The 19195-nt window shown below is 59.6% G+C and carries 23 protein-coding genes; 10 read left to right on the forward strand and 13 right to left on the reverse strand.

The features are described from left to right. Window positions 1–117: 117 nt before the first annotated feature. Window positions 118–600 carry a glycosyltransferase family 2 protein gene (locus GTU67_RS15330; RefSeq protein ID WP_249417616.1) on the forward strand — a complete coding sequence of 161 codons (483 nt, stop codon included), beginning with the start codon at window positions 118–120 and terminating at the stop codon, window positions 598–600. Next, window positions 600–1088 (forward strand): hypothetical protein, encoded by a 489-nt coding sequence (locus tag GTU67_RS15335; protein ID WP_249417617.1) that lies wholly within the window; start codon window positions 600–602, stop codon window positions 1086–1088. The genes GTU67_RS15330 and GTU67_RS15335 overlap by 1 nt, the downstream gene beginning before the upstream one ends. Before the next feature lie 88 nt (window positions 1089–1176). On the opposite strand, the gene GTU67_RS06980 is transcribed toward GTU67_RS15335, so the two are convergent. Continuing rightward, the gene (locus GTU67_RS06980) at window positions 1177–1578 is read right to left on the reverse strand and encodes a GtrA family protein (protein WP_185779383.1); all 402 of its coding nucleotides are present in this window, start codon (window positions 1576–1578) and stop codon (window positions 1177–1179) included. Between GTU67_RS06980 and GTU67_RS06985 the strand changes: the two genes are divergently transcribed. From GTU67_RS06985 to GTU67_RS06995, 3 genes are all read left to right on the forward strand, one after another. Beyond that, the gene (locus GTU67_RS06985; RefSeq protein WP_185779384.1) at window positions 1577–2410 is read left to right on the forward strand and encodes a ChbG/HpnK family deacetylase; all 834 of its coding nucleotides are present in this window, start codon (window positions 1577–1579) and stop codon (window positions 2408–2410) included. The two genes, GTU67_RS06980 and GTU67_RS06985, sit on opposite strands and share 2 nt — an antisense overlap. Before the next feature lie 67 nt (window positions 2411–2477). Next, window positions 2478–2816, forward strand: a complete 339-nt coding sequence (locus tag GTU67_RS06990; RefSeq protein WP_185779385.1) for a protein tyrosine phosphatase family protein — start codon at window positions 2478–2480, stop codon at window positions 2814–2816. A 95-nt stretch (window positions 2817–2911) separates the two neighbouring features. Continuing rightward, window positions 2912–3373, forward strand: a complete 462-nt coding sequence (locus tag GTU67_RS06995) for a universal stress protein (protein ID WP_185779386.1) — start codon at window positions 2912–2914, stop codon at window positions 3371–3373. Window positions 3374–3486: 113 nt separating this feature from the next. On the opposite strand, the gene GTU67_RS07000 is transcribed toward GTU67_RS06995, so the two are convergent. Genes GTU67_RS07000 through GTU67_RS07020 form a run of 5 tightly spaced genes read right to left on the reverse strand, consistent with a single transcriptional unit; the run spans window position 3487 to window position 9560 of the window. After that, the gene (locus GTU67_RS07000) at window positions 3487–3750 is read right to left on the reverse strand and encodes a formate dehydrogenase subunit delta (protein ID WP_185779387.1); all 264 of its coding nucleotides are present in this window, start codon (window positions 3748–3750) and stop codon (window positions 3487–3489) included. After that, window positions 3747–4622: a formate dehydrogenase accessory sulfurtransferase FdhD gene (fdhD, locus tag GTU67_RS07005; RefSeq protein WP_185779388.1), complete on the reverse strand. Its 876-nt coding sequence runs from the start codon at window positions 4620–4622 to the stop codon at window positions 3747–3749. The genes GTU67_RS07000 and fdhD overlap by 4 nt, the downstream gene beginning before the upstream one ends. A gap of 11 nt (window positions 4623–4633) precedes the next feature. Then, the gene (gene fdhF, locus GTU67_RS07010; RefSeq protein ID WP_185779389.1) at window positions 4634–7504 is read right to left on the reverse strand and encodes a formate dehydrogenase subunit alpha; all 2871 of its coding nucleotides are present in this window, start codon (window positions 7502–7504) and stop codon (window positions 4634–4636) included. A 14-nt stretch (window positions 7505–7518) separates the two neighbouring features. After that, complete coding sequence (locus tag GTU67_RS07015; RefSeq protein WP_185779390.1) at window positions 7519–9084, reverse strand: formate dehydrogenase beta subunit; 1566 nt, start codon at window positions 9082–9084, stop codon at window positions 7519–7521. Between the two features lie 2 nt (window positions 9085–9086). Beyond that, the gene (locus tag GTU67_RS07020) at window positions 9087–9560 is read right to left on the reverse strand and encodes a formate dehydrogenase subunit gamma (RefSeq protein ID WP_185779391.1); all 474 of its coding nucleotides are present in this window, start codon (window positions 9558–9560) and stop codon (window positions 9087–9089) included. A gap of 114 nt (window positions 9561–9674) precedes the next feature. On the opposite strand from GTU67_RS07020, the gene GTU67_RS07025 reads away from it, so the two are divergent. From GTU67_RS07025 to mobA, 3 genes are read left to right on the forward strand one after another with little or no spacing between them, the layout of a single operon-like run. Next, window positions 9675–10775, forward strand: a complete 1101-nt coding sequence (locus GTU67_RS07025; RefSeq protein WP_185779392.1) for a substrate-binding domain-containing protein — start codon at window positions 9675–9677, stop codon at window positions 10773–10775. Between the two features lie 31 nt (window positions 10776–10806). Then, the gene (gene moaA / locus GTU67_RS07030; RefSeq protein ID WP_185779393.1) at window positions 10807–11904 is read left to right on the forward strand and encodes a GTP 3',8-cyclase MoaA; all 1098 of its coding nucleotides are present in this window, start codon (window positions 10807–10809) and stop codon (window positions 11902–11904) included. Next, window positions 11897–12517 carry a molybdenum cofactor guanylyltransferase MobA gene (mobA, locus tag GTU67_RS07035; protein WP_185779394.1) on the forward strand — a complete coding sequence of 207 codons (621 nt, stop codon included), beginning with the start codon at window positions 11897–11899 and terminating at the stop codon, window positions 12515–12517. Before moaA ends, mobA begins: the two co-directional genes overlap by 8 nt. A 5-nt stretch (window positions 12518–12522) precedes the next feature. Here mobA and GTU67_RS07040 read toward each other — a convergent pair whose 3' ends face one another. From GTU67_RS07040 to GTU67_RS07065, 6 genes are all read right to left on the reverse strand, one after another. After that, window positions 12523–13728 (reverse strand): molybdopterin molybdotransferase MoeA, encoded by a 1206-nt coding sequence (locus tag GTU67_RS07040; protein ID WP_185779565.1) that lies wholly within the window; start codon window positions 13726–13728, stop codon window positions 12523–12525. 8 nt (window positions 13729–13736) lie between these two features. Beyond that, entirely contained in the window at window positions 13737–14270 is a 534-nt protein-coding gene (gene moaB / locus GTU67_RS07045) for a molybdenum cofactor biosynthesis protein B (RefSeq protein ID WP_346726998.1), read from the reverse strand. Next, complete coding sequence (locus tag GTU67_RS07050; RefSeq protein ID WP_185779396.1) at window positions 14267–14752, reverse strand: molybdenum cofactor biosynthesis protein MoaE; 486 nt, start codon at window positions 14750–14752, stop codon at window positions 14267–14269. Before GTU67_RS07050 ends, moaB begins: the two co-directional genes overlap by 4 nt. A gap of 1 nt (window position 14753) precedes the next feature. After that, window positions 14754–15005 carry a MoaD/ThiS family protein gene (locus GTU67_RS07055; protein WP_185779397.1) on the reverse strand — a complete coding sequence of 84 codons (252 nt, stop codon included), beginning with the start codon at window positions 15003–15005 and terminating at the stop codon, window positions 14754–14756. Beyond that, on the reverse strand, window positions 14986–15477 hold the full coding sequence (gene moaC / locus GTU67_RS07060) for a cyclic pyranopterin monophosphate synthase MoaC (protein WP_185779398.1): 492 nt from the start codon (window positions 15475–15477) through the stop codon (window positions 14986–14988). Before moaC ends, GTU67_RS07055 begins: the two co-directional genes overlap by 20 nt. Window positions 15478–15661: 184 nt before the next feature. Then, window positions 15662–16057: a hypothetical protein gene (locus GTU67_RS07065; RefSeq protein ID WP_185779399.1), complete on the reverse strand. Its 396-nt coding sequence runs from the start codon at window positions 16055–16057 to the stop codon at window positions 15662–15664. A gap of 132 nt (window positions 16058–16189) precedes the next feature. Between GTU67_RS07065 and GTU67_RS07070 the strand changes: the two genes are divergently transcribed. After that, entirely contained in the window at window positions 16190–16693 is a 504-nt protein-coding gene (locus tag GTU67_RS07070; protein ID WP_185779400.1) for a peroxiredoxin, read from the forward strand. A gap of 51 nt (window positions 16694–16744) precedes the next feature. Then, complete coding sequence (locus GTU67_RS07075) at window positions 16745–18262, forward strand: MFS transporter (RefSeq protein ID WP_185779401.1); 1518 nt, start codon at window positions 16745–16747, stop codon at window positions 18260–18262. Here GTU67_RS07075 and GTU67_RS07080 read toward each other — a convergent pair. Continuing rightward, complete coding sequence (locus tag GTU67_RS07080) at window positions 18212–19054, reverse strand: EamA family transporter (protein WP_185779402.1); 843 nt, start codon at window positions 19052–19054, stop codon at window positions 18212–18214. The two genes, GTU67_RS07075 and GTU67_RS07080, sit on opposite strands and share 51 nt — an antisense overlap. Between the last annotated feature and the right edge of the window lie 141 nt (window positions 19055–19195).

Raw genomic sequence — 19195 nt, forward strand, 5'->3', positions numbered from 1 at the left:
AAGATAACTATTAAATATATCTTATTGGCGAGTGTGATGAAACGTCAATAGTTTTTTCTGGAATCGATAAACTGTAAACTGGCTGTTTGGCCAGCGTAGCGTTGTCGTCTTCTGAATATGTCGAACCCAGAGTCTATTAGTTGTGTTGTACCTTGCCTGAACGAGCATGCCAACCTTGGAGTGCTGATTCCCGGCTTGATTACTGTACTTAAAAAGCTGACACCGCGCTACGAGATTATTGTGGTCGACGATGGCAGCACCGATGCCACGCCCGAACTGGTCAACCGGCTGGCGGCGGCTCACCCCGAAATTGTTTACCTGCAGTTGTCGCGCAACTTTGGCAAAGAAAACGCTCTTAGCGCCGGGCTCGAGGCAGCGCAAGGCCAGGTGGTGGTCAGTATGGATGCCGACCTGCAGCATCCACCGGCGCTTATCCCCGAAATGCTGGCGCGCTGGCAGGCGGGCGCCGACATGGTCTATGGCGTGCGTGCCAGCCGTCACGACGAATCTGCCTTCAAACGTGTTGGCACCAAATTGTTTTATCAGCTTATGCGTACGCCCGGCGGTGTGCGGGTGAAAACGCGGGAGACTTCCGGCTGATGGACCGCTCGGTCGTTGATGCCTTGCTGATGCTGCCCGAACGCAATCGTTTCATGAAAGGCTTGTTTGCCTGGGTAGGCTTCAAGGCCGAGCCTTTTTATTATCATCCGCCCGAGCGGCTGCACGGCACCAGCACCTTCAAGCCGTTTAAGTTGTTCGGGTTTGCCATAGACGGCCTGACGGCATTTACGACCTGGCCGCTACGCGTATTAAGCGTGGCAGGTATTGTGATTTCGCTACTGGCCTTTGCGTTTGGGGCGTTTACGGTCATCAAGCATTTGTTGTTTGGCGATCCGGTGCAAGGGTTTACCACGTTGGCCACCGTTATTTTGTTTTTTGCGGGTGTCAACCTGGTGTCGGTGGGCGTGCTGGGCGAGTACATCGGGCGTATTTTTGGCGAGGTTAAAAACCGCCCCGTGTACATCGTACGCAAGCGCCACGGGCAGGGGCTTACAACGCCGGGAGATATCCCCGACAGTGAGGTTTAAGGGGCGTTAACTGCGCGCCGCGCATTGCAAGCGTCAAAACCAACAGTGGGCCGGGTGCGTTTAATTGGCATTGCAAACGTGGCGTCGCTTATACCTTTTGCGCGCCCGCCTGCCTGAATGCCCAGAACCGGCCGGCGACAAAGGTCAATACGGCAATTGCAATCAAGATCAGCGCCAGCAGTACGTCGTACCGTATGGGTGTGGCATGCAGCAACAGGGCATAAGCCACTTCGTTAATACCAAAGCCGGCCGCCGACACGGCAAAGAATCGCCGCAGTGCCTGGCCAAGCGGCGCACCCTGGTGCCTGAAAGTCAGGGTATAGTGCCCGGCAAACGATACGCAAAACGCAACCAGCCAACCCGCTACGTTGGCCAGCAATGGGGCTAGCCCCAGTAACGACACCGCAGCCACGACGACCAGCCAATGGGTTGCCGCGGCGGCACAGCCTACTAATACAAACCAGGCCACCTGGCCCATTAATTTCTGCATGATGAGTTCGCAAGACAAGCAGGCCAGCAATGGCGACCTGAAACCGCTCATTGTATGCGCCGACGACTTCGGCATGAACCCTGCCGCCAATCGCGCCATTCTGGCTCTGGCCGACGCAGGGCGTTTAAGCGCCACCAGTTGCCTGGTCGATGGCCCTTGCTTTGCGCAAGGCGCAGCGGCTTTGCGGGCCCGGCAAGTGCAAAAGGGTCTGCACCTTAACTTCACCGACAACCTGGGGCAGCCCGGGCTGCATCAGCCGTTAAAGGCGCTTATTTGCGACGCCTACCTTTATCGTCTTGATGTCGCGGCCGTGCGGGCTCAAATCGTGCGTCAGCTTGACCGTTTTGAAGCCGTAATGGGGCAGGCACCTGACTATGCCGATGGTCATTTGCATGTCCATCAACTGCCGCAAATTCGTGACGAGCTTGTGTTCGAGTTGTCGCGCCGGTACGGACACAAGCCCGGGTTCTGGCTGCGCAGCACCCAAATGCGTTCGCAACCCGCCATGCCGGCAGGCCTGCGTTTCAAGGCGCGCGTCATTCAGGCCTTGGGTGCGGGTGCGTTGGTTAAGTTGGCCCGCGAAAGCGGCTTCCAGACCAATCCGCGTTTTCTGGGGGCGTACGACTTTCAGGGCGGTGCGGCTGCGTATGGCCGTTGGCTCGATGCCTGGGTGTCGGTGGCCCAACCCGGCGACGTCATGATGTGTCACCCCGAACAGGCGCAAGTGGATGATGCGCGCATCGACCCGCAACGCAATGCTGAATTTACCCTGTTGCACGGCCCGGCATTTGCCAACGCGCTTAGCCGTTACGGCGTGCGTGTGCAGGTGTAAACTGGAAGGCGAATATTTATTTTTTGCAGTGGCACACACGCCGCTGCCGTCAGACGGAGCAAATAAAATGGCTGTACCTGTTAACCCCCTTACCGATAGCTTTTCGGTTGCCCCGCAATTGGCGCCCGAAGATATGGCTGCCGTGGCTGCGGCCGGCTATAAAAGTGTCATTATCAATCGTCCCGATTTCGAAGGTGGTGCCGATCAGCCCACGTCGGCCGATGTGATTGCCGCGGCAAAAGCTGCAGGCTTGCAGGTTGAGTATCAACCTGTCGTCAGCGGCGCCATCACGGCCGAAGACGTCGCCCGCTTCTCTCAGTTGCTCAATACCTTGCCCGGCCCCGTATTGGCGTATTGCCGCAGCGGTGCGCGGTGTACCAATCTGTTCCGTGCCGCTACTTCTTGATTCAGCGCAAACTACGGCAGAATCCCGACTTTATTTTTTTAACGTCCGTTCGTACCATGGTGTACCAACATTAATCCCTGCAAAAGGCCCAACCCATGTTCAAGAAAATTCTTATCCCTACCGACGGCTCTGCACTTTCGGCACAGGCTGCCAACAAGGGTGTATGTTTTGCTAAAGAAATCGGTGCCGAAGTTGTTGCGTTGCACGTTTCGCAACCGTTTGCCGCAACGGTCGGGTTCGACGGCATGGCCGCTGCCTACGCCATTACCGACGAAGACTACGATAAAACCGTCGCCGAACAAGCCGAAAAATATCTGCAGGCTGTTGCCGATCGTGCCGATACGGCGGGCGTCAAGGTCAGCAAGGTTGCCACTACCAATTTCAATGTGGCCGACGGCGTTGTACACGCTGCTGAAGAAAACGGTTGCGACCTGATCTTTATTGGTAGCCATGGCCGCAGTGGTTTGTCGCGTTTGCTGTTGGGCAGCGTAACAGCCAAGGTGCTTAGCCTGGCTAAAACAGCCGTGCTGGTTTACCGCGTCAAAGAAGATAAATAACCCGTCGGCGTGCCGGTATCGCGTGTATTGCGGGCCGGTGCTACGGGTGTTGCCGCTTGTGTGCCACATGTTGTGCGGGCACAAGCGGCATTTTTATGCCTGCCTGTCGGGCGTTAAGCAGTCGTGGCGGTTTTGGGCGTCAGGCGGTCGCGATGCTGCGTCAGGGCTTCGAGTGCAATGGCGTTCAGTTCGATGTTCGGGGTTTTGCCATCGGGGTGGGCGGCCAGGTAGTCGAGCAGCGCCTTACGCATGCGAGGTTCCCAAAACTTCTGGATATGGTTGGTCACGCCTTCAATGCCTTCGGCCCGATCGGGCATGGCATTGAAGAAATCGCCAATCCGGTTGGCCAGTTTGATCAAGTGGTCGATATTGTTCACGAGGGGCTTCCTTCGCTGGAAAGATATTCGGGGTGGGCGTACGCGGTAAAAGCGTTTTGCCGGGTAAAACCCACCAGTAAAACATTCAGGTTGTGTGCCATTTGGGCAGCATAGTGTGTGGGCGCAGATACCGCCACGACGGCGCCGATGCCCGCTGCGGCCGCCTTCTGGACCATCTCGAAGCTGGCCCGGCTTGAAATGACGGCAAAGCCCTCGGTTGTATCTTGACCTTGTCGGGCTAGATGGCCAATGAGTTTGTCGAATGCGTTATGACGGCCGACGTCTTCGCGTACCGACAGTAGTTGCCCTTGCATGTCGGCCCAGGCAGCGGCATGCGTGGCGCCGGTTTGTGCATGAACAGGCTGGCTGTCGCGCAGGCGACCTGCTGCGGCCAACACAGCGTTTGGGTTGATGCGTGCCGCGCGACCGGGCAGGGCGGGCAGCTTTCTTTCGACATCGCTCAGGCTTTCAAGGCCGCACAGGCCGCAACCGGTGCGCCCTGCCAGGCTGCGGCGACGTTGTTTAAGGTCGTTGATACAGGCCGAGGCAATAGTGACCTGAACAACAATGCCGTTGTCTTGTTCGTGTGTTTCGATGTCGTAGATGTCGGCCGGCCGACGAATAATACCTTCGGTCAGCGAAAACCCATAGGCCAGGTCTTCGAGGTTTAGCGGCGTGGCCAGCACGGTGGCATGGCTGATGCCGTTGTACTCGAGGGCAATGGCCGTTTCTTCGGCGAGTATGTCGGTGTCGGGCTGCAGCCCGGCTGTGCCCGCGCAGTATCGCCAGACGGCAGACGACACCCCGCCGCCCGTCGCCGGCGTGGGGGCGCCGGTGAAGGTGGGTGCGGGTGTCGAGGCCGGCTGGGTCATGCGGGAGAAGCTCAGTTTGAAGGCGCAGGTTCTTTGATGCGCTTTTCAAGCAGGTCGTGCTGCATATCGGTAAAGCGCGTCCAGTGGGCCTGCCAATCGGACGGTTGCGTGACCCGGCGCACTTGTACTGCAGTGACCTTGTACTCGGGGCAGTCGGTGGCCCAGTCGGAGCTGTCGGTGGTGACGACGTTGGCGCCCGACTCGGGGTGGTGGAACGTGGTGTAAACCACGCCGGGCTGGACGCGGTCGGTGATTTCGGCGCGTAAGGCTGTTTCGCCCGACCGGCTTTGAACGGCAACCCAATCGCCCATGCTGATGCCACGCTCTTCGGCATCGTGCGGGTGAATTTCCAGTACGTCTTCGTGGTGCCACAAGACGTTGTCGGTGCGCCGGGTTTGAGCCCCCACGTTGTACTGAGACAAAATGCGCCCGGTGGTAAGCAGCAGCGGGAACTTGCGCGTACTGCGCTCGTCGCTGGGTACGTACTGGGTAATGACGAACTTGCCCTTGCCGCGCACGAATTGGTCAATGTGCATGATGGGGGTGCCTTCGGGGGCGTCTTCGTTGCAGGGCCACTGAACACTGCCGCCCAACTCGTCGATCCGTTTAAACGAAACGCCTGTGAATGTCGGTGTCAGGCTGGCGATTTCGTCCATGATTTCGCTGGGGTGCTTGTAGTTCATGGGGTAGCCCAGCGCATTGGACAATGCGCAGGTGGCTTCCCAGTCGGCCAGGCCGGCCTGGGGTTCCATGACCTGGCGTACCCGCGAAATACGACGCTCGGCGTTGGTGAAGGTGCCGTCTTTTTCCAGGAACGACGAGCCCGGCAGGAATACGTGGGCGTACTTGGCGGTTTCGTTCAGGAAAATATCCTGGACGATGATGCATTCCATCGCGCTGAGGGCCGCAGTAACGTGTTGCGTGTTGGGGTCAGACTGGACGATGTCTTCGCCCTGGCAATACAGCGCCTTGAACGAGCCGCTAAGGGCCGCGTCGAACATGTTGGGAATACGCAGGCCGGGTTCGGGTTGGATGGTGACGCCCCAGGCCTGTTCGAATTGCTGTCGGACGGCGTTGTCGGATACATGGCGGTAGCCGGGTAGTTCGTGCGGGAACGAGCCCATGTCGCACGAGCCTTGCACGTTGTTTTGCCCGCGCAGCGGGTTGACGCCCACCCCTTCGCGGCCGATATTGCCGGTGGCCATAGCCAGGTTGGCAATGGCCATGACGGTGGTGGAGCCCTGGCTGTGCTCTGTTACACCCAGACCGTAGTAAATAGAACCGTTGCCGTGGGTGGCGAACAGGCGGGCCGCGCCGCGCAAGTCGTTGGCATTGACCCCGGTGATCTCGGCCATGGCTTCGGGCGAGTTTTCGGGGCGCGATACAAATTCACGCCATTCGTTGAAGGCCTTGGTCTCGCAACGCTCGGCAACAAAGGCTTCGTCGATGAGGTTTTCGGTGGCAATAACGTGTGCCATTGACGTGAGCAGGGCGGTGTTGGTGCCCGGCCGAACCGGCAGGTGGTAGTCGGCCTTGATGTGCGGCGAGCTGACCAGCTCGATGGTGCGTGGGTCGATGACAATAAGTTTGGCGCCCTGACGCAGGCGGCTTTTCAGGCGCGAGGCAAACACGGGGTGCGCCGCGCTGGGGTTGGCGCCCATGACGATGACGACGTCGGTGTGCATGACCGAGTCGAAGGTTTGCGTACCGGCCGATTCGCCCAGCGTGGTTTTAAGGCCGTAGCCGGTGGGCGAGTGGCAAACGCGTGCGCAGGTGTCGACGTTGTTGGTGCCGAAGGCGGCACGAACCAGCTTTTGCACGAGGTAGGTTTCTTCGTTGGTGCAACGCGACGATGTAATGCCGCCTACCGAGTCGCGGCCGTATTGGTTCTGGATGCGGCGAATTTGCGAGGCTGCGTAACCGATGGCTTCTTCCCAGCTGACCTCACGCCATGGATCGGTGATTTTCTCGCGAATCATGGGTTTGAGGACGCGGTCTTTGTGTGTGGCGTACCCCCAGGCAAAACGGCCTTTGACACACGAGTGGCCGCGGTTGGCTTTGCCGTCTTTCCAGGGCACCATGCGTACGACTTCCTGGCCTTTCATGTCGGCCTTGAAGGCACAGCCGACACCGCAGTAGGCGCAGGTTGTGACCACTGAGTGTTCGGGCTGGCCCATCATGATGACGGTTTTTTCCATGAGCGACGATGTGGGGCAGGCCTGGACACAGGCGCCGCACGACACACAGTCGGACTCAAGGAAAGTATCTTTCTGGCCGGCGGTAATGCGCGACTCGAACCCTTTGCTGTCGATGGTAAGTGCAAATGTGCCCTGGATGTCTTCGCAGGCGCGCACGCAGCGGCTGCAGACGATGCACTTGGACGGGTCGTACGCAAAGTAAGGGTTGGAGGCGTCGGTTGTATCGTTGAGGTGGTTGGCGCCGTCGTAGCCGTAGCGCACGTTGCGCAGCCCCACAACGCCGGCCATGTCTTGCAGTTCGCAGTCGCCGTTGGCAGGGCAGGTCAGGCAGTCGAGCGGGTGATCCGAAATGTACAGCTCCATGACGTTGCGACGCATGTCGTTGAGCTTTTTGTTTTCGGTGATGACCACCATGCCTTCTTCGACGGGCGTGGTGCACGACGCCGGGAAGCCGCGCCGGCCTTCGATGTGCACCAGGCACAGGCGGCACGAGCCGAAGGCTTCGAGCGAATCGGTGGCGCACAGTTTGGGGATATTGATGCCCGTTTCGGCGGCGGCGCGCATGACCGAGGTGCCTTCGGGCACCTGAACGGCCTGGCCGTCGATGGTGAGGTTGACCAGTTGGGTGCTGACCCGGGCGGGTGTGCCGAAGTCACGGTCGCGTTTGGCAATGGTTTCTAGCATGGTTGGCTCCGGTATCAGGGGTTGGCGGGCGCGGTTGCGTCAAGGCCAAAGTCTTCCGGGAAATGGTTTAGCGCCGAAAGGACAGGGTAGGGTGTCATGCCGCCCAGGGCACAGAGTGACCCGCCCAGCATGGTGTCGCACAGGTCGCGCAGCAGGTGCACTTGCTGTTCGCGCTGGTGGTTGGCCCGGATTTTTTGAATGACTTCGGTACCGCGAACGGCGCCAATACGGCAAGGGGTACATTTGCCGCATGATTCGACGGCACAGAACTCCATGGCGTATTCGGCCAGGTGCGACATATCGGCTGTGTCGTCGAAGGCGACCAGGCCACCGTGGCCGACCATGGCTGATATGCCGATGTAGGCTTCGTAATCGAGGGGGACATCCCATTGCGATTCGGGCAGGTAGGCGCCCAGCGGGCCACCCACCTGAATGGCCTTGAGCGGCCGGCCGCTGGCGCTGCCGCCGCCGAAGTCGTACAGCAGTTCGCGCAGGGTAATGCCAAAAGCCCGTTCGACCAGGCCGCCTTGCTTGAGGTTGCCCGCCAGCTGGAAAGGCAGTGTGCCCATGGAGCGGCCCATGCCGAAGTCGCGATAGTAGTTGGCGCCTTTGGCCAGAATGATGGGTACCGTGGCCAGCGAAATAACGTTGTTGATGACGGTGGGTTTGCCGAACAGGCCCTTGATGGCGGGCAGGGGTGGCTTGGCGCGCACCAGGCCGCGCTTGCCTTCAAGGCTTTCAAGCATCGACGTTTCTTCGCCGCAAATGTAGGCGCCGGCGCCAATACGCACTTCGAGGTCGAAGTGACGACCGCTGCCGCCGATATCGTGGCCCAGCCAGCCGACGGCGCGTGCGTTGTCGATGGCGCTGTTCAGGGCAGCTGCGGCGTGGGGGTATTCGGAGCGCAGGTAGATATAGCCCTGGGTTGCCCCGACTGCCAGGCCGGCAATGGTCATGCCCTCGATAAGCGTGTAGGGGTCTCCCTCCATGATCATGCGGTCGGAGAACGTCCCCGAGTCGCCTTCGTCGGCGTTACAGGCAATGTATTTTTGGTCGGCCGGGGTGTTCAGCACCGTTTTCCATTTGATGCCGGTGGGGAAGGCTGCGCCGCCGCGGCCTCGCAGACCCGACTGCGTGACTTCTTCGACGATCTCGGCCGGCGTCATGCCAATAGCGCGCTTCAGGCCCTCGAAGCCGCCGTGCGCCTGGTAGTCGGACAAACTGAGCGGGTCGGTAATGCCCACGCGCGCAAAAGTAAGGCGTTGCTGGTTTTTGAGGTAGGGAATGTCTTCGGTCGGGCCATGACACAGGGCGTGATCGCGCTTGCTCAGATGCCAGCCAGCGTCGAACAGCCCGGCGACATCGTCGGCATCGACGGGGCCGAAGGCCACGCGGCCTTCGGGGGTGTCGACTTCGGCGAGCGTTTCGAGCCAGAGCAGCCCGCGCGAACCGTTGCGCACCAGTTCGATGTTGATGCCACGGCGGTCAGCCTCGGCCTGGATGGTGTTGGCGACGGCATCGGCGCCCACGGCCAGAGCGGCCGCGTCTTTGGGGACGAAAATTTTCACGGTTGCAGTCATGGTCAGGCCCCCTGTTCGGCCAGCAGGCGGTCGAGTTTGGCGGGTGTCATGCGGGCATGTGGCTTGCCGTTAACCATGACGGCCGGTGATTGGGCGCACAGCCCAAGACAATATACCGGTTCAAGGGTGACCTTGCCGTCGGCGCTGTTTTCGTGGAAGTCACAGCCCAGTTTTTGACGGGCATGGTCGATGAGCGATTGCGCGCCCATGGCCTGACAGGATTCGGCCCGGCACATTTCGAGGACGACCCCGGCCGGCGCCTGAGTGCGAAAGTGCGGGTAAAAACTGATAACGCCATGGATCTCGGCCCGCGACAATTGCAGGGCTTGCGACAGCACCGGCACGGCCTCGTCGGGAATGCAGCCCAGTTCGTGCTGGACGGCGTGAAGAATGGGCAACAGGTTGCCGGGCTGGCCAGAATAGGTGTCGAGTGCGCGTTGCGCGGCAAAGCGGACCGGATCTTCGGGGGTTGACATGGGGGAGTGTCCTTTGCAAGGGGCGGATGCTTTATTATGTTTATTGGTGCATAATAAAAAACGTTTATTTGCAATAATCTACCGCGTTAGTCCCCCCGATTCAATATGAAATAAATGACATATAAATTTCAAGCGCGCCTGAACTCAGAATGGACGCTCGAGTCGCCCGACGGCGCGCGGTTCCCGCTGGGTGATATTTTGCGTTTGCTGGCTGCCATCGAGGCCACCGGCAATATTGCCGGCGCCTGTCGCGAATGCGGTGTGTCATACCGGCATGCCTGGGGTCTGTTGCGTCGCGCCGAGGGCGTTTTCGAGGCCGGGCTGCTAGAAACCAGCCGGCGGCAAGGGACGAAGCTGACCCCTTTTGCGCACCATTTGTTGTGGGCCAACCGGCGCATGGAAGCACGGCTGGCGCCGACGTTGCAAAGCATGGCGTCTGAACTGCAAGAAGCACTCGAAAGCCTGCACCCGGAAATCCGCCCGCGTTTGCGTTTGCATGCCAGCCATGGTTTTGCCGTCGAGGGGTTGATTCAGCAGGCCAGCGCCCACGAAATGTTGTCTATTGAATTGCGCTACCGCACTGCGACCGAAGCGCTGGCGTCGTTAACGCGCAACGAATGCGATCTGGCCGGGTTTCAGGTGCCGGTGGGTGAGTTCGAACACGCCATTCTGGAGCACTACAGCCCTTGGCTAAATGCCGACCAGCACTGCCTTATTTACCTGGCGCAGCGCGATACCGGTATGTTCGTGCAGCCCGACAACCCTAAAAACATCCACTCCATCGCCGATCTGATCAAACCCGATGTCCGGTTCGTCAATCGCCAGATTGGTTCCAGCACGCGTTTTCTGGTGGGGCTGATGCTGCGGCGTCTGGGTATAGACCCGCGTCAGGTCAATGGCTACGACAGCAGCGAATTTACCCACATGGCCATTGCAGCGCATATTGCCAGTGGTATGGCCGATGTGGGCATTGGCGTCGAGACCGCCGCCTGGCGCTGCGGGCTGTCGTTTATTCCCCTGGCCAAAGAGCGCTACTTTTTTGCCGTCAACCGTGACAGCCTGACGTCGTCTTCCATGCGTCAACTGCTGGCATTATTAAACGGTGAGCGGTATCGTAAGTTTGTATCGGGCCTGGTGGGTTACGACGCGGGGCAGATGGGCCAGGTCATGACCCTGAACGAAGCGTTCCCTCAATTGGCGGGAAAGGCGGCCTGAAATCATGAATAACAACCACAAAGACAAAGCAATGAGTAAAGTCATTTTTATGGCCAAGGGCGTGCCCGATGTGCAGGGCGAGCTGCCTTATGTTGACTGGCAGCCCGGGCAAGCGTTGGTCGATACCCGGCAGCGGCCCCTGCGCGATCTGCGCATTTCGGTCACCGATCGTTGCAACTTCCGGTGTACGTATTGCATGCCGCGCGAGGTGTTCGACACCGACTATCCGTTCATGCCGCATTCGTCGTTGCTTAGCTTCGAGGAAATTACCCGGGTGGCCCGTGTGGCGGTGGGTTTGGGTGTGCAAAAAATCCGGCTAACTGGCGGTGAGCCTTTGCTGCGCAAAGACATCGAAAAGCTGGTGGCGATGCTGGCCCAGCTGAAAACACCCGAGGGCAAGCCCCTTGAGCTGACATTAACGACCAATGGCACGCTGTTGCGCAAGAAGGCTCGGGCACTGAAAGACGCGGGTTTGAAACGCGTTACTGTCAGCCTCGATGCCCTCGACCCGACATTGTTCGAGCGTATGAGCGATAGCCAGGTGTCGGTCGACACCGTGCTCGACGGCATCGAGGCGGCCGCCGACGTCGGCCTGGCGCCGGTCAAGGTCAATATGGTGGTGCGCAAAGGCCTGAACGACGATCAGATCATGCCGATGGTGCGCCACTTCCGTCACAGTGGGCATATTCTGCGATTTATCGAATACATGGATGTCGGCTCGACCAACGGCTGGGACTTGTCCGAAGTCCTGACCGGGCGCGAAATGCTCGATCGCATTGGCGCCGAGTTTCCGCTGGCGCCAGTGCAGGCCGATTATGTAGGCGAAGTCGCCGAGCGCTGGCGCTACCTTGATGGTGCGGGCGAAATCGGCGTTATTACCAGCGTGTCTCATCCATTCTGCGGCGACTGTTCTCGCGCCCGCATGTCGCCTGAAGGTAAGTTGTTCTTGTGCCTGTTTGCCGATCAGGGCTACGACTTGCGCACGCTCGTGCGCAGCGGCGGGTCCGACGCCGAACTGGCCGGGCATATTGCCGGCATCTGGACGGGCCGGGCCGATCGCTACTCAGAAGTGCGCGGCAAAGCCGGTACAACGCGGGCCAAAATCGAGATGAGCTATATCGGTGGCTGACACGCTCCCCCCGACACCGGCCAATATCACCGGCCTGATTTTGGCCGGGGGGCAGGCCACGCGTTTCCAGCGCGTGGGCGAACCCTGGGCAGACAAGGGGCTTGCCCTGTTAAAAGGGCGGCCGCTGGCATCGTATGTCCACGACTACCTTGCCCCCAGGGTGGCGCAGGTGTGGGTCAGTGCCAATCGTAATGCCGAGGCTTACGCGGCTTACGGCAACGTGGTGGCCGATGACCCCGTGTATGGCCCCGATGCCGGGCCCCTGGCCGGGGTAGCCAGTGCGTTGGTGGGCGTGCAAACGCCCTGGATGCTGGTGTTGCCGGCCGACACGCCGTGCGTGCCTGCCCATTGGGCTGACCGTTTGGCCGACGAAGCAAGCCGCCATGCCGTGTTGCTGGTCAGCGCGCGTACGCCGTCGCAGTCGTTTCCGTTGTGCATGCTGGTGCACCGGTCGCTGGCCGCGTCGTTACGTGCTTACTTGCTGGGCGGCGACCGCAAGGTGCGGTTATGGCAGCAACAGGCAGGGGGGCGCGAAGTGTGCTTCGATGCGCACGAGCGCGAATTTTTGAATATCAATACCCCCGAGTCGCTGGCGCAGGCCGACCCGGGGTAAAAGTCTTAAGACAGCCAGTGGGCAAAGTCGTAGTAGGCCACGATGTCGTCGTCGCCCACCACCGTATTGACCGGAATGCGCGCCAACCCCGAGGCCCAGGGCAGGGCACTGATAATGGCCGAACCTTGCAGCGCGTAGGGGACCAATACCGGCATGCCTTTGGCGTTGGGTTTGCACTGCACGCGTAAAAATTCTTCGCGGGTTTCGTGAAACTGGCTGTGCGTGCGCAAACGCCCATAACCTACGGGCGGCAAAACATTGGCGCGCCCTTGCAGGCGCCGAACCAGCGGCGATACCAATAAGGCAAACACCACAAAAGCCGATACCGGGTTGCCGGGCAGGCAGACCACCGGCTTGTTTCGTGCTGTGGCCAGGGCCACAGGTTTGCCGGGTTTCATACACACTTTCCAGAGGTCGAGCTTGCCGCCCAGCAGTTCCAGTGTGGGCTTGACGAGGTCTTTTTCGCCCACCGAAACACCGCCCACCGTCAACACCAGATCGCAGTCTTCAAGCAGCGTCTGGAAAGCGGCTTCGATGGCTTCGTGGGTGTCGGCGGCGTGCAGCGTATGCACGACATCGGCGCCCATGTGTTGGACCAGGCCGGCCAGCATGGCGCCATTCGAGTTGTAGATTTGTGCAGGGCCCAATGGCTGGCCGGGGGCGACCAGTTCGTCGCCGGTGGTCAGAATGCCGATACGCAGGCGCGGCCACACCTGAACTTTGTGGATGCCTTGCGAGGCCAGCATGGCCATTTCGGGGGCGCGCACCACCGTACCTGCAGACAGCACAACCTGGTCTTGCTCGACATCTTCACCGCGCAGCCGAACATGAGCACCCTGGGCTGGCGGGGTTGTGATGGTCAGGGTGTTGTCTTGTTCCAGCGTGTCTTCTTGCATGACAACGGTGTCGGCCCCTTCGGGCATGACACAGCCGGTAAACAGACGAATGGTTTGCCCGGGTTTAAGGGCTTGTGGTGACTCGCCCGCAAAACAGCGTTGCTGTATGGGCAGGGCCTTGCCAGGGGCGTAATCGGCGTAACGGATGGCGTAACCGTCCATGGCGCTGTTGTCGGCCGGGGGCAAGTCGACGCGGGCGACGATGTCTTGCGCCAGCACGCGGCCAAACGTTGCAGACAGCGCGCAGGTTTGGGCCGACGCAGGCGCGCTGCCGGCTTCTGAAAGGCGGCGTTGGGCCTCGTCGAAGTCAAGCATGGCGTTATTCATGTCTTGTTTCCGGGCTTAAGATAGTGGGTGGCAAAGTTGCAGGGGCGGTGCGTGCTGTCGAGCTGCTCTTTGATGATGCGCTCCCAGGCGGTGTGGCAGGCACTGGTCGACCCTGGCATGCAGAAAATAAGTGTGTTGTTGGCTGCTCCTGCAAACGCGTCGGATTGCAGCGTAGAGGTGCCAATATCGAGATACGACAAATGGCGGAACAGTTCGCCAAACCCGGCAATGGTCATGTCGAGCAAGGGCGTAATAGCGGCGCCAGTTGATTTCTGATGAGAAAACCCGGTGCCGCCGTTGGTCAGAATAATGTTGATATCGGGGTCGGCGACCCAGTCGCTGATAATTTTGCGAATGTGGTAAATGTTGCCACTGCTGATCTCGCGGCGCACGCACTGGTGGCCGGCTTCGGTCAGGGCATGGTCAAGGTAGTCGCCCGAGGTGTCGTTGTCTGGGGTGCGTGTGTCGGAAATAGTCAGCACCGCGCAGTTCAGGGCAACTTTTGGGGCTTGGGTATCGGCTTTACTCACGATGACTCCTTCGCGTTGTTCGGGGTGTCGTGCGCCCATTGGGCGGTTTTCTCGGCGTCTGATTCGCGCTGTTGCACCCAGAAGCGTTCACCCGAGGCCAGGGTTTCACGCTTCCAGAAGGGGGCACGTGTTTTCAGGGCATCGATGATAAATTCGCAGGCCCGGAACGCGTCGCCCCGGTGTGCGCTGGCAACGCCCACGTAAACAATCTGTTCGCCGTTGTGCAGTTCGCCAACACGATGAACGACGGTGGGTTCGGGCACCTGCCAGCGCTCAATGGCCTGTTGGCAAATGTCGGTAATTTCGCGTTCGCACATGCCCGGGTAGTGCTCAAGAAACAGGGTGTGTGTGCCCTGGCCTTCGGTGTAGTCGCGCACATAGCCGGTAAAGGTGACCAATGCGCCGGCCTGGCCGGCATGGCGCTTGCGCAGCGCGGCTGTCAGTTCGGCGGCGTTGAAGTCTTCGGTTTGGACAATAACCATATCAGCCCCCCGTGACGGGTTCGAACACCGCGACTTCGTCACCCGGGTTGATGACGACCGAATGCTTGACATGAAACTGGTTGACGGCAAGCTTGAGGCGCTGGGCCGGCGCTAACTGCGGGTAACGGGCCTCGAGCTGCTCGAGCCATTGGGCGCCGGAAACAGGTTCGGCCAAGGGCCACGACTCGAGGCGCGTGCCGGTTAGTTCGGCGACCTGGGCGAAATAAAGAACGTTAATTGCTGTGCCACTCACCGCTTTTTCCTCCGGATTTATGAATCAGCCTGATGGTTTCCAGAATGATGCCTTTGTCGGCGGCTTTACACATATCGTACACCGTTAATGCGGCGATGCTGCAGGCTGTCATGGCTTCCATTTCGACGCCGGTTTTGGCGTCGGTGCGGCAGGTGGCCGAGATGGTAATGGTGTGCGTGGCGTCGTCGAGCGCGAAATCGACGCCGGCAAAACTGAGGGGCAGGCTGTGGCAAAGGGGGATGAGCTCGGCGCAGCGTTTGGCGGCCAAGATGCCGGCAACGCGAGCCGTGTTCAGGACTTCGCCCTTGGCGTTGTCTTTGGCGGTGAGCAGGGCAAACGCCTGCGCGCTCATTTTGACGCGGCCTTGCGCGGTGGCGCTGCGTTGCGTGGGTGTTTTATTGCCGACGTCGACCATTTTGATTTGGCCGGATTCGTCGAGGTGGCTCAGGGTGAGCGCTTCGTCTTTGTTCATCGTCTCGGGATTGCTGTCTTTATAAAAGACTAATGATATACGCAATGCCGATATGCTTTGACGACTGCGACTGCGACTGCGACTGCGACTGCGACTGCGACTGCGACTGGGATAGCGATAGCGACTGCCATTGCTAACGTGACGCCAGCTCTGGCTGCGTTGTGGGCGAAGCGCCGCTGTTGCGTCAGCCCGGGGTCAGGGCGTGACGGATTTTGGCGTAGTCGATGACCTTGTCATGATGAAAGCCGCGCAGCAGGTGGTCGTGACGCGGCACAATAATGGCGGCCCGGCGTTTGACCAGCGTTTGGCCTTCAATCACGCCGCGTTCGAACAGCGGGTCAAATTCCTCCAGCGTTAAATTGTGCTCGTCGGCAAAGCGCGTAAAGTTCTGGCGAGCGGTCATGCGGTGCAGGTTGGCATCGGGCAGGTCAGCGCCAAACACGCAGGCCGCGCCATTGGTGGCGCCGGCCATAACCACCCATTGCTCGAAAGAAATGCACAGCTGGCGGTCGGCGGCAGCGTAGGCCGATCCGTAGGTGGCCATCGATAAAATGGCGGCAGAAATCTTGGGCAAGATCATGAGTGTCGTCCGGTTGCAATAACGGGCGTGTATGCTTTTCAAGACCACGATTCTGGCAGGGTTGCGTTACAAGGCCATGACGTGCTGGTATTAGAATGTTTATTTTTTCAATGATTTATCTCGGAGACCGCCATGACAATCAAAACCGGTGACACCCTTCCTGAAGGCACACTGACCGAATTCATCGAAATCGAAACGCAAGGTTGCAGCCTGGGGCCTAACGCGTTTAAGGTTTCCGAACTGACCAAAGGCAAGAAAATTGCTGTGTTTGCGGTACCCGGGGCGTTTACCCCCACATGTTCGGCACAGCACGTGCCCAGCTACCTCGAGCACCACGACGCATTGAAAGCCAAAGGCATCGATGAAATTTGGTGCGTGGCCGTCAACGATGCTTTTGTCATGGGCGCCTGGGGCCGCGACCAAAAAGTCGACGGCCGTATTCGAATGATGGCCGACGGCAGCGGCCTCTGGACACGCGCGCTGGGCCTTGAGCTTGACCTGGTCGAGCGTGGCCTGGGCGTGCGTTCGCAGCGCTATTCAATGGTGGTCGACAATGGTGTCGTCACGCAGCTTAATCTTGAAAACGGCGGTGGCTACGCAGTCAGCGATGCCGCCACCATGCTCAAGCAACTGTAATCTTCTTTTTTTTAAGGCAAGCATGATCAATACGCAAGGAATCAACACGGCATGATGGGTGCCGTTGTCTCGTTTTTTTCGTTGTACTTTGCAACGCTGTTGTTGTTGCTGGGTACAGGTTTGTTCAACACCTACCTGGGTATTCGTCTGGCCGAAGCCCAGGTGTCGGAAGTGTGGGTGGGTGCACTGATTGCGGTGTACTACCTGGGCCTGGTACTGGGGGCCCGAAACGGCCACCGGCTGATTGGCAGGGTGGGTCACATCCGGGCATATGCGTCGTCGGCTGCCGTGGTTACGGTGGCGGTACTGGCGCAGGCGCTGGTCGACAACCTGTGGGTCTGGGTGGGGCTGCGGTTTCTGGCCGGGCTGGCCATGGTGACGCAGTTCATGGTCATCGAAAACTGGCTGAACGAACAAACCGACAATGCCTTGCGCGGTCGTGTCTTTGCGTTTTACATGGTGTTTTCGGGGTTGGGTACGGTGTTGGGGCAGTTTTCGCTCACGCTGTTCCCCGACCTCGACTACCAGCCGCTTATTTTTGCCGCCATGTGTTCGGTGTTGTGTTTGTTGCCGGTGGCACTAACACGGCGGCTGCACCCGGCCATCCTCGAGCCGGTACCCATCATGCCGCGCTATTACCTGTCACGCGTCCCCATGTGCCTGGCGGTGGTGTTCCTGACCGGGGCGCTGACGGGCGCGTTTTACGGGCTGGGGCCGGTATTTGCCTATAAGCAAAATCTGTCCAGCGATCAGGTGGCCATGTTTGTGGCCGCCGCCGTTGCCGCCGGCCTGGTGTCTCAGTGGCCTTTGGGCTGGCTGGCCGACCGCATGAACCGGGCTTCTTTGTTGCGTTTCAATGCCATGGTCCTGCTGCTCATCAGTGTTCCGTTATGGGGCTGGTTTGTGCTGCCTTATTGGGCGCTGCTGGTCATTTCTGCGGTCTTCGGTATTTTTCAGTTCACGCTTTACCCCATTGCGTCGGCATTTGCCAATGACAACGTCGAGCCCGAACGCCGTGTGGGGCTAAGCGCCATACTGCTGATGGTGTACGGTTTGGGTGCGTGCCTGGGCCCGCTGATCGTGGGCGGTGTCATGCGCGAAATCAACCCCAATATGTTCTTTGTGTTTGTGGCGGTGTGTTCGGCCATGCTGGTGCTGTATGTTCGGCCGCAGTCGGTGACCGGGCAGAATCTTAGTCAAGACGCGCCAACGCAGTTTGTACCCATGACCGATCTGCAAACAGCGCCGGTGGTCGCGGCGCTCGACCCGCGCGTCGACCTTGAAACCGATATTTCGCACGAAGTGGGGCCGGAAACCGGGGTAACAGACAGTGCATCGTCGCCTGATGGCGCTGATGCCGGGCCTGCTGATCAGGCCGGGTCGCGATCTGGTCTGGCGATGGAGTCTGGCCACGTTGATTCGGGTGAAGGGCAATCCGAAGCCGAGTCTGCCGACCTTTTGCCGCCCCGTGTCGACCCTAACGTGGCGCACACCAACCTCGAGGTGACTGCGCCCGGGTCAGGCCCGGAAGAGCACCCAGACAGCCCCGACCGCAAGCCCAATCCCTAGTTTGTTCGGGGTCGTTAACCGCTCGCCAAATAGCAGCGCACCAGTGAGCGTTCCCAAAACAATCACGCCGATATTCATCGACGCAAACACCAGGCTGGGGTTCTCGGGAAATGTCTGGTGGGCGCGAATATAAAAGTAAATATTACCGAAGTTCAGCAGGCCCAGCGCTACGCCGCCATTGATGCCGGCTATGGTCCAGGGGCTGCGGCGCACGGCCAAGCCCACAAACATAATGATACCGGCCAGCGCAAAAGCACCCAGAAGGGTTGTGGAGAACGCCTGGCCTTGCCTGGCCAGGGTTTTGAACAAGATGTCGATGGCACCATAGCCCGCCCACACGCCTAGCAGGCAGGCGATGGTGGTCAGGCCGACTGCAAATCGGCCTGCCGGCCGTAATAACAACCCGGCCAGCGCAGCCAGCGCCAGTATCACGCCCATTAGTTTGGTTGTGCTTAACGCCTCGCCGAACCATAAAAATGCCGCCAGCAGCGGCACAACCAATGACAACCGTTGTGCCGCGTCGCTAAGGACAATGCCCGCGTGCCGTACTGCCGCCGCCATGATTAAAAACACTGTGGGCAACACGACACCCAGCGCGCCCAGCAGCCACCACTGGTGTGACGGGGTCAGCAGGGCAGGTATTGAGGGTTTAAGCAGCGCCAGGCACAGTACCGATGCAACCACGTAGTTGACGGCAATAGCCTGGCCAATATGAACCCCGCGGCTGCGGGCTATTTTTAGCAGTACAGAAACCGCCACACTGCAGCAAATGCTCAGGGCAAGGGTAGTCATGGCGTTTTATGGCAGTATGCGGCTTGTTGCCGGATCAGGGCATGATGTTGTGAACCGACGAGCAGGCGTTGACCGCCTGGCTTGTTTGACACGATGGGCGGCGCGGCCTGGAGCGTGTGTGATGCGTTGCATGGTGCACCG

This window comes from Pusillimonas minor (assembly GCF_014237865.1).
Classification (GTDB): Bacteria; Pseudomonadota; Gammaproteobacteria; order Burkholderiales; family Burkholderiaceae_B; genus Neopusillimonas; species Neopusillimonas minor.

Bases quoted from the DNA above. Each gene is read 5' to 3' on its own strand.
- GTU67_RS15330 (WP_249417616.1), top strand. From the start codon at position 118: ATGTCGAACCCAGAGTCTATTAGTTGTGTTGTACCTTGCCTGAACGAG.
- GTU67_RS15335 (WP_249417617.1), top strand. From the start codon at position 600: ATGGACCGCTCGGTCGTTGATGCCTTGCTGATGCTGCCCGAACGCAAT.
- GTU67_RS06985 (WP_185779384.1), top strand. From the start codon at position 1,577: ATGATGAGTTCGCAAGACAAGCAGGCCAGCAATGGCGACCTGAAACCG.
- GTU67_RS06980 (WP_185779383.1), bottom strand. From the start codon at position 1,578: ATGCAGAAATTAATGGGCCAGGTGGCCTGGTTTGTATTAGTAGGCTGT.
- GTU67_RS06990 (WP_185779385.1), top strand. From the start codon at position 2,478: ATGGCTGTACCTGTTAACCCCCTTACCGATAGCTTTTCGGTTGCCCCG.
- GTU67_RS06995 (WP_185779386.1), top strand. From the start codon at position 2,912: ATGTTCAAGAAAATTCTTATCCCTACCGACGGCTCTGCACTTTCGGCA.
- fdhD (WP_185779388.1), bottom strand. From the start codon at position 4,622: ATGACCCAGCCGGCCTCGACACCCGCACCCACCTTCACCGGCGCCCCC.
- fdhF (WP_185779389.1), bottom strand. From the start codon at position 7,504: ATGCTAGAAACCATTGCCAAACGCGACCGTGACTTCGGCACACCCGCC.
- GTU67_RS07015 (WP_185779390.1), bottom strand. From the start codon at position 9,084: ATGACTGCAACCGTGAAAATTTTCGTCCCCAAAGACGCGGCCGCTCTG.
- GTU67_RS07020 (WP_185779391.1), bottom strand. From the start codon at position 9,560: ATGTCAACCCCCGAAGATCCGGTCCGCTTTGCCGCGCAACGCGCACTC.
- GTU67_RS07025 (WP_185779392.1), top strand. From the start codon at position 9,675: ATGACATATAAATTTCAAGCGCGCCTGAACTCAGAATGGACGCTCGAG.
- moaA (WP_185779393.1), top strand. From the start codon at position 10,807: ATGAGTAAAGTCATTTTTATGGCCAAGGGCGTGCCCGATGTGCAGGGC.
- GTU67_RS07040 (WP_185779565.1), bottom strand. From the start codon at position 13,728: ATGCTTGACTTCGACGAGGCCCAACGCCGCCTTTCAGAAGCCGGCAGC.
- GTU67_RS07050 (WP_185779396.1), bottom strand. From the start codon at position 14,752: ATGGTTATTGTCCAAACCGAAGACTTCAACGCCGCCGAACTGACAGCC.
- moaC (WP_185779398.1), bottom strand. From the start codon at position 15,477: ATGAACAAAGACGAAGCGCTCACCCTGAGCCACCTCGACGAATCCGGC.
- GTU67_RS07065 (WP_185779399.1), bottom strand. From the start codon at position 16,057: ATGATCTTGCCCAAGATTTCTGCCGCCATTTTATCGATGGCCACCTAC.
- GTU67_RS07070 (WP_185779400.1), top strand. From the start codon at position 16,190: ATGACAATCAAAACCGGTGACACCCTTCCTGAAGGCACACTGACCGAA.
- GTU67_RS07075 (WP_185779401.1), top strand. From the start codon at position 16,745: ATGATGGGTGCCGTTGTCTCGTTTTTTTCGTTGTACTTTGCAACGCTG.
- GTU67_RS07080 (WP_185779402.1), bottom strand. From the start codon at position 19,054: ATGACTACCCTTGCCCTGAGCATTTGCTGCAGTGTGGCGGTTTCTGTA.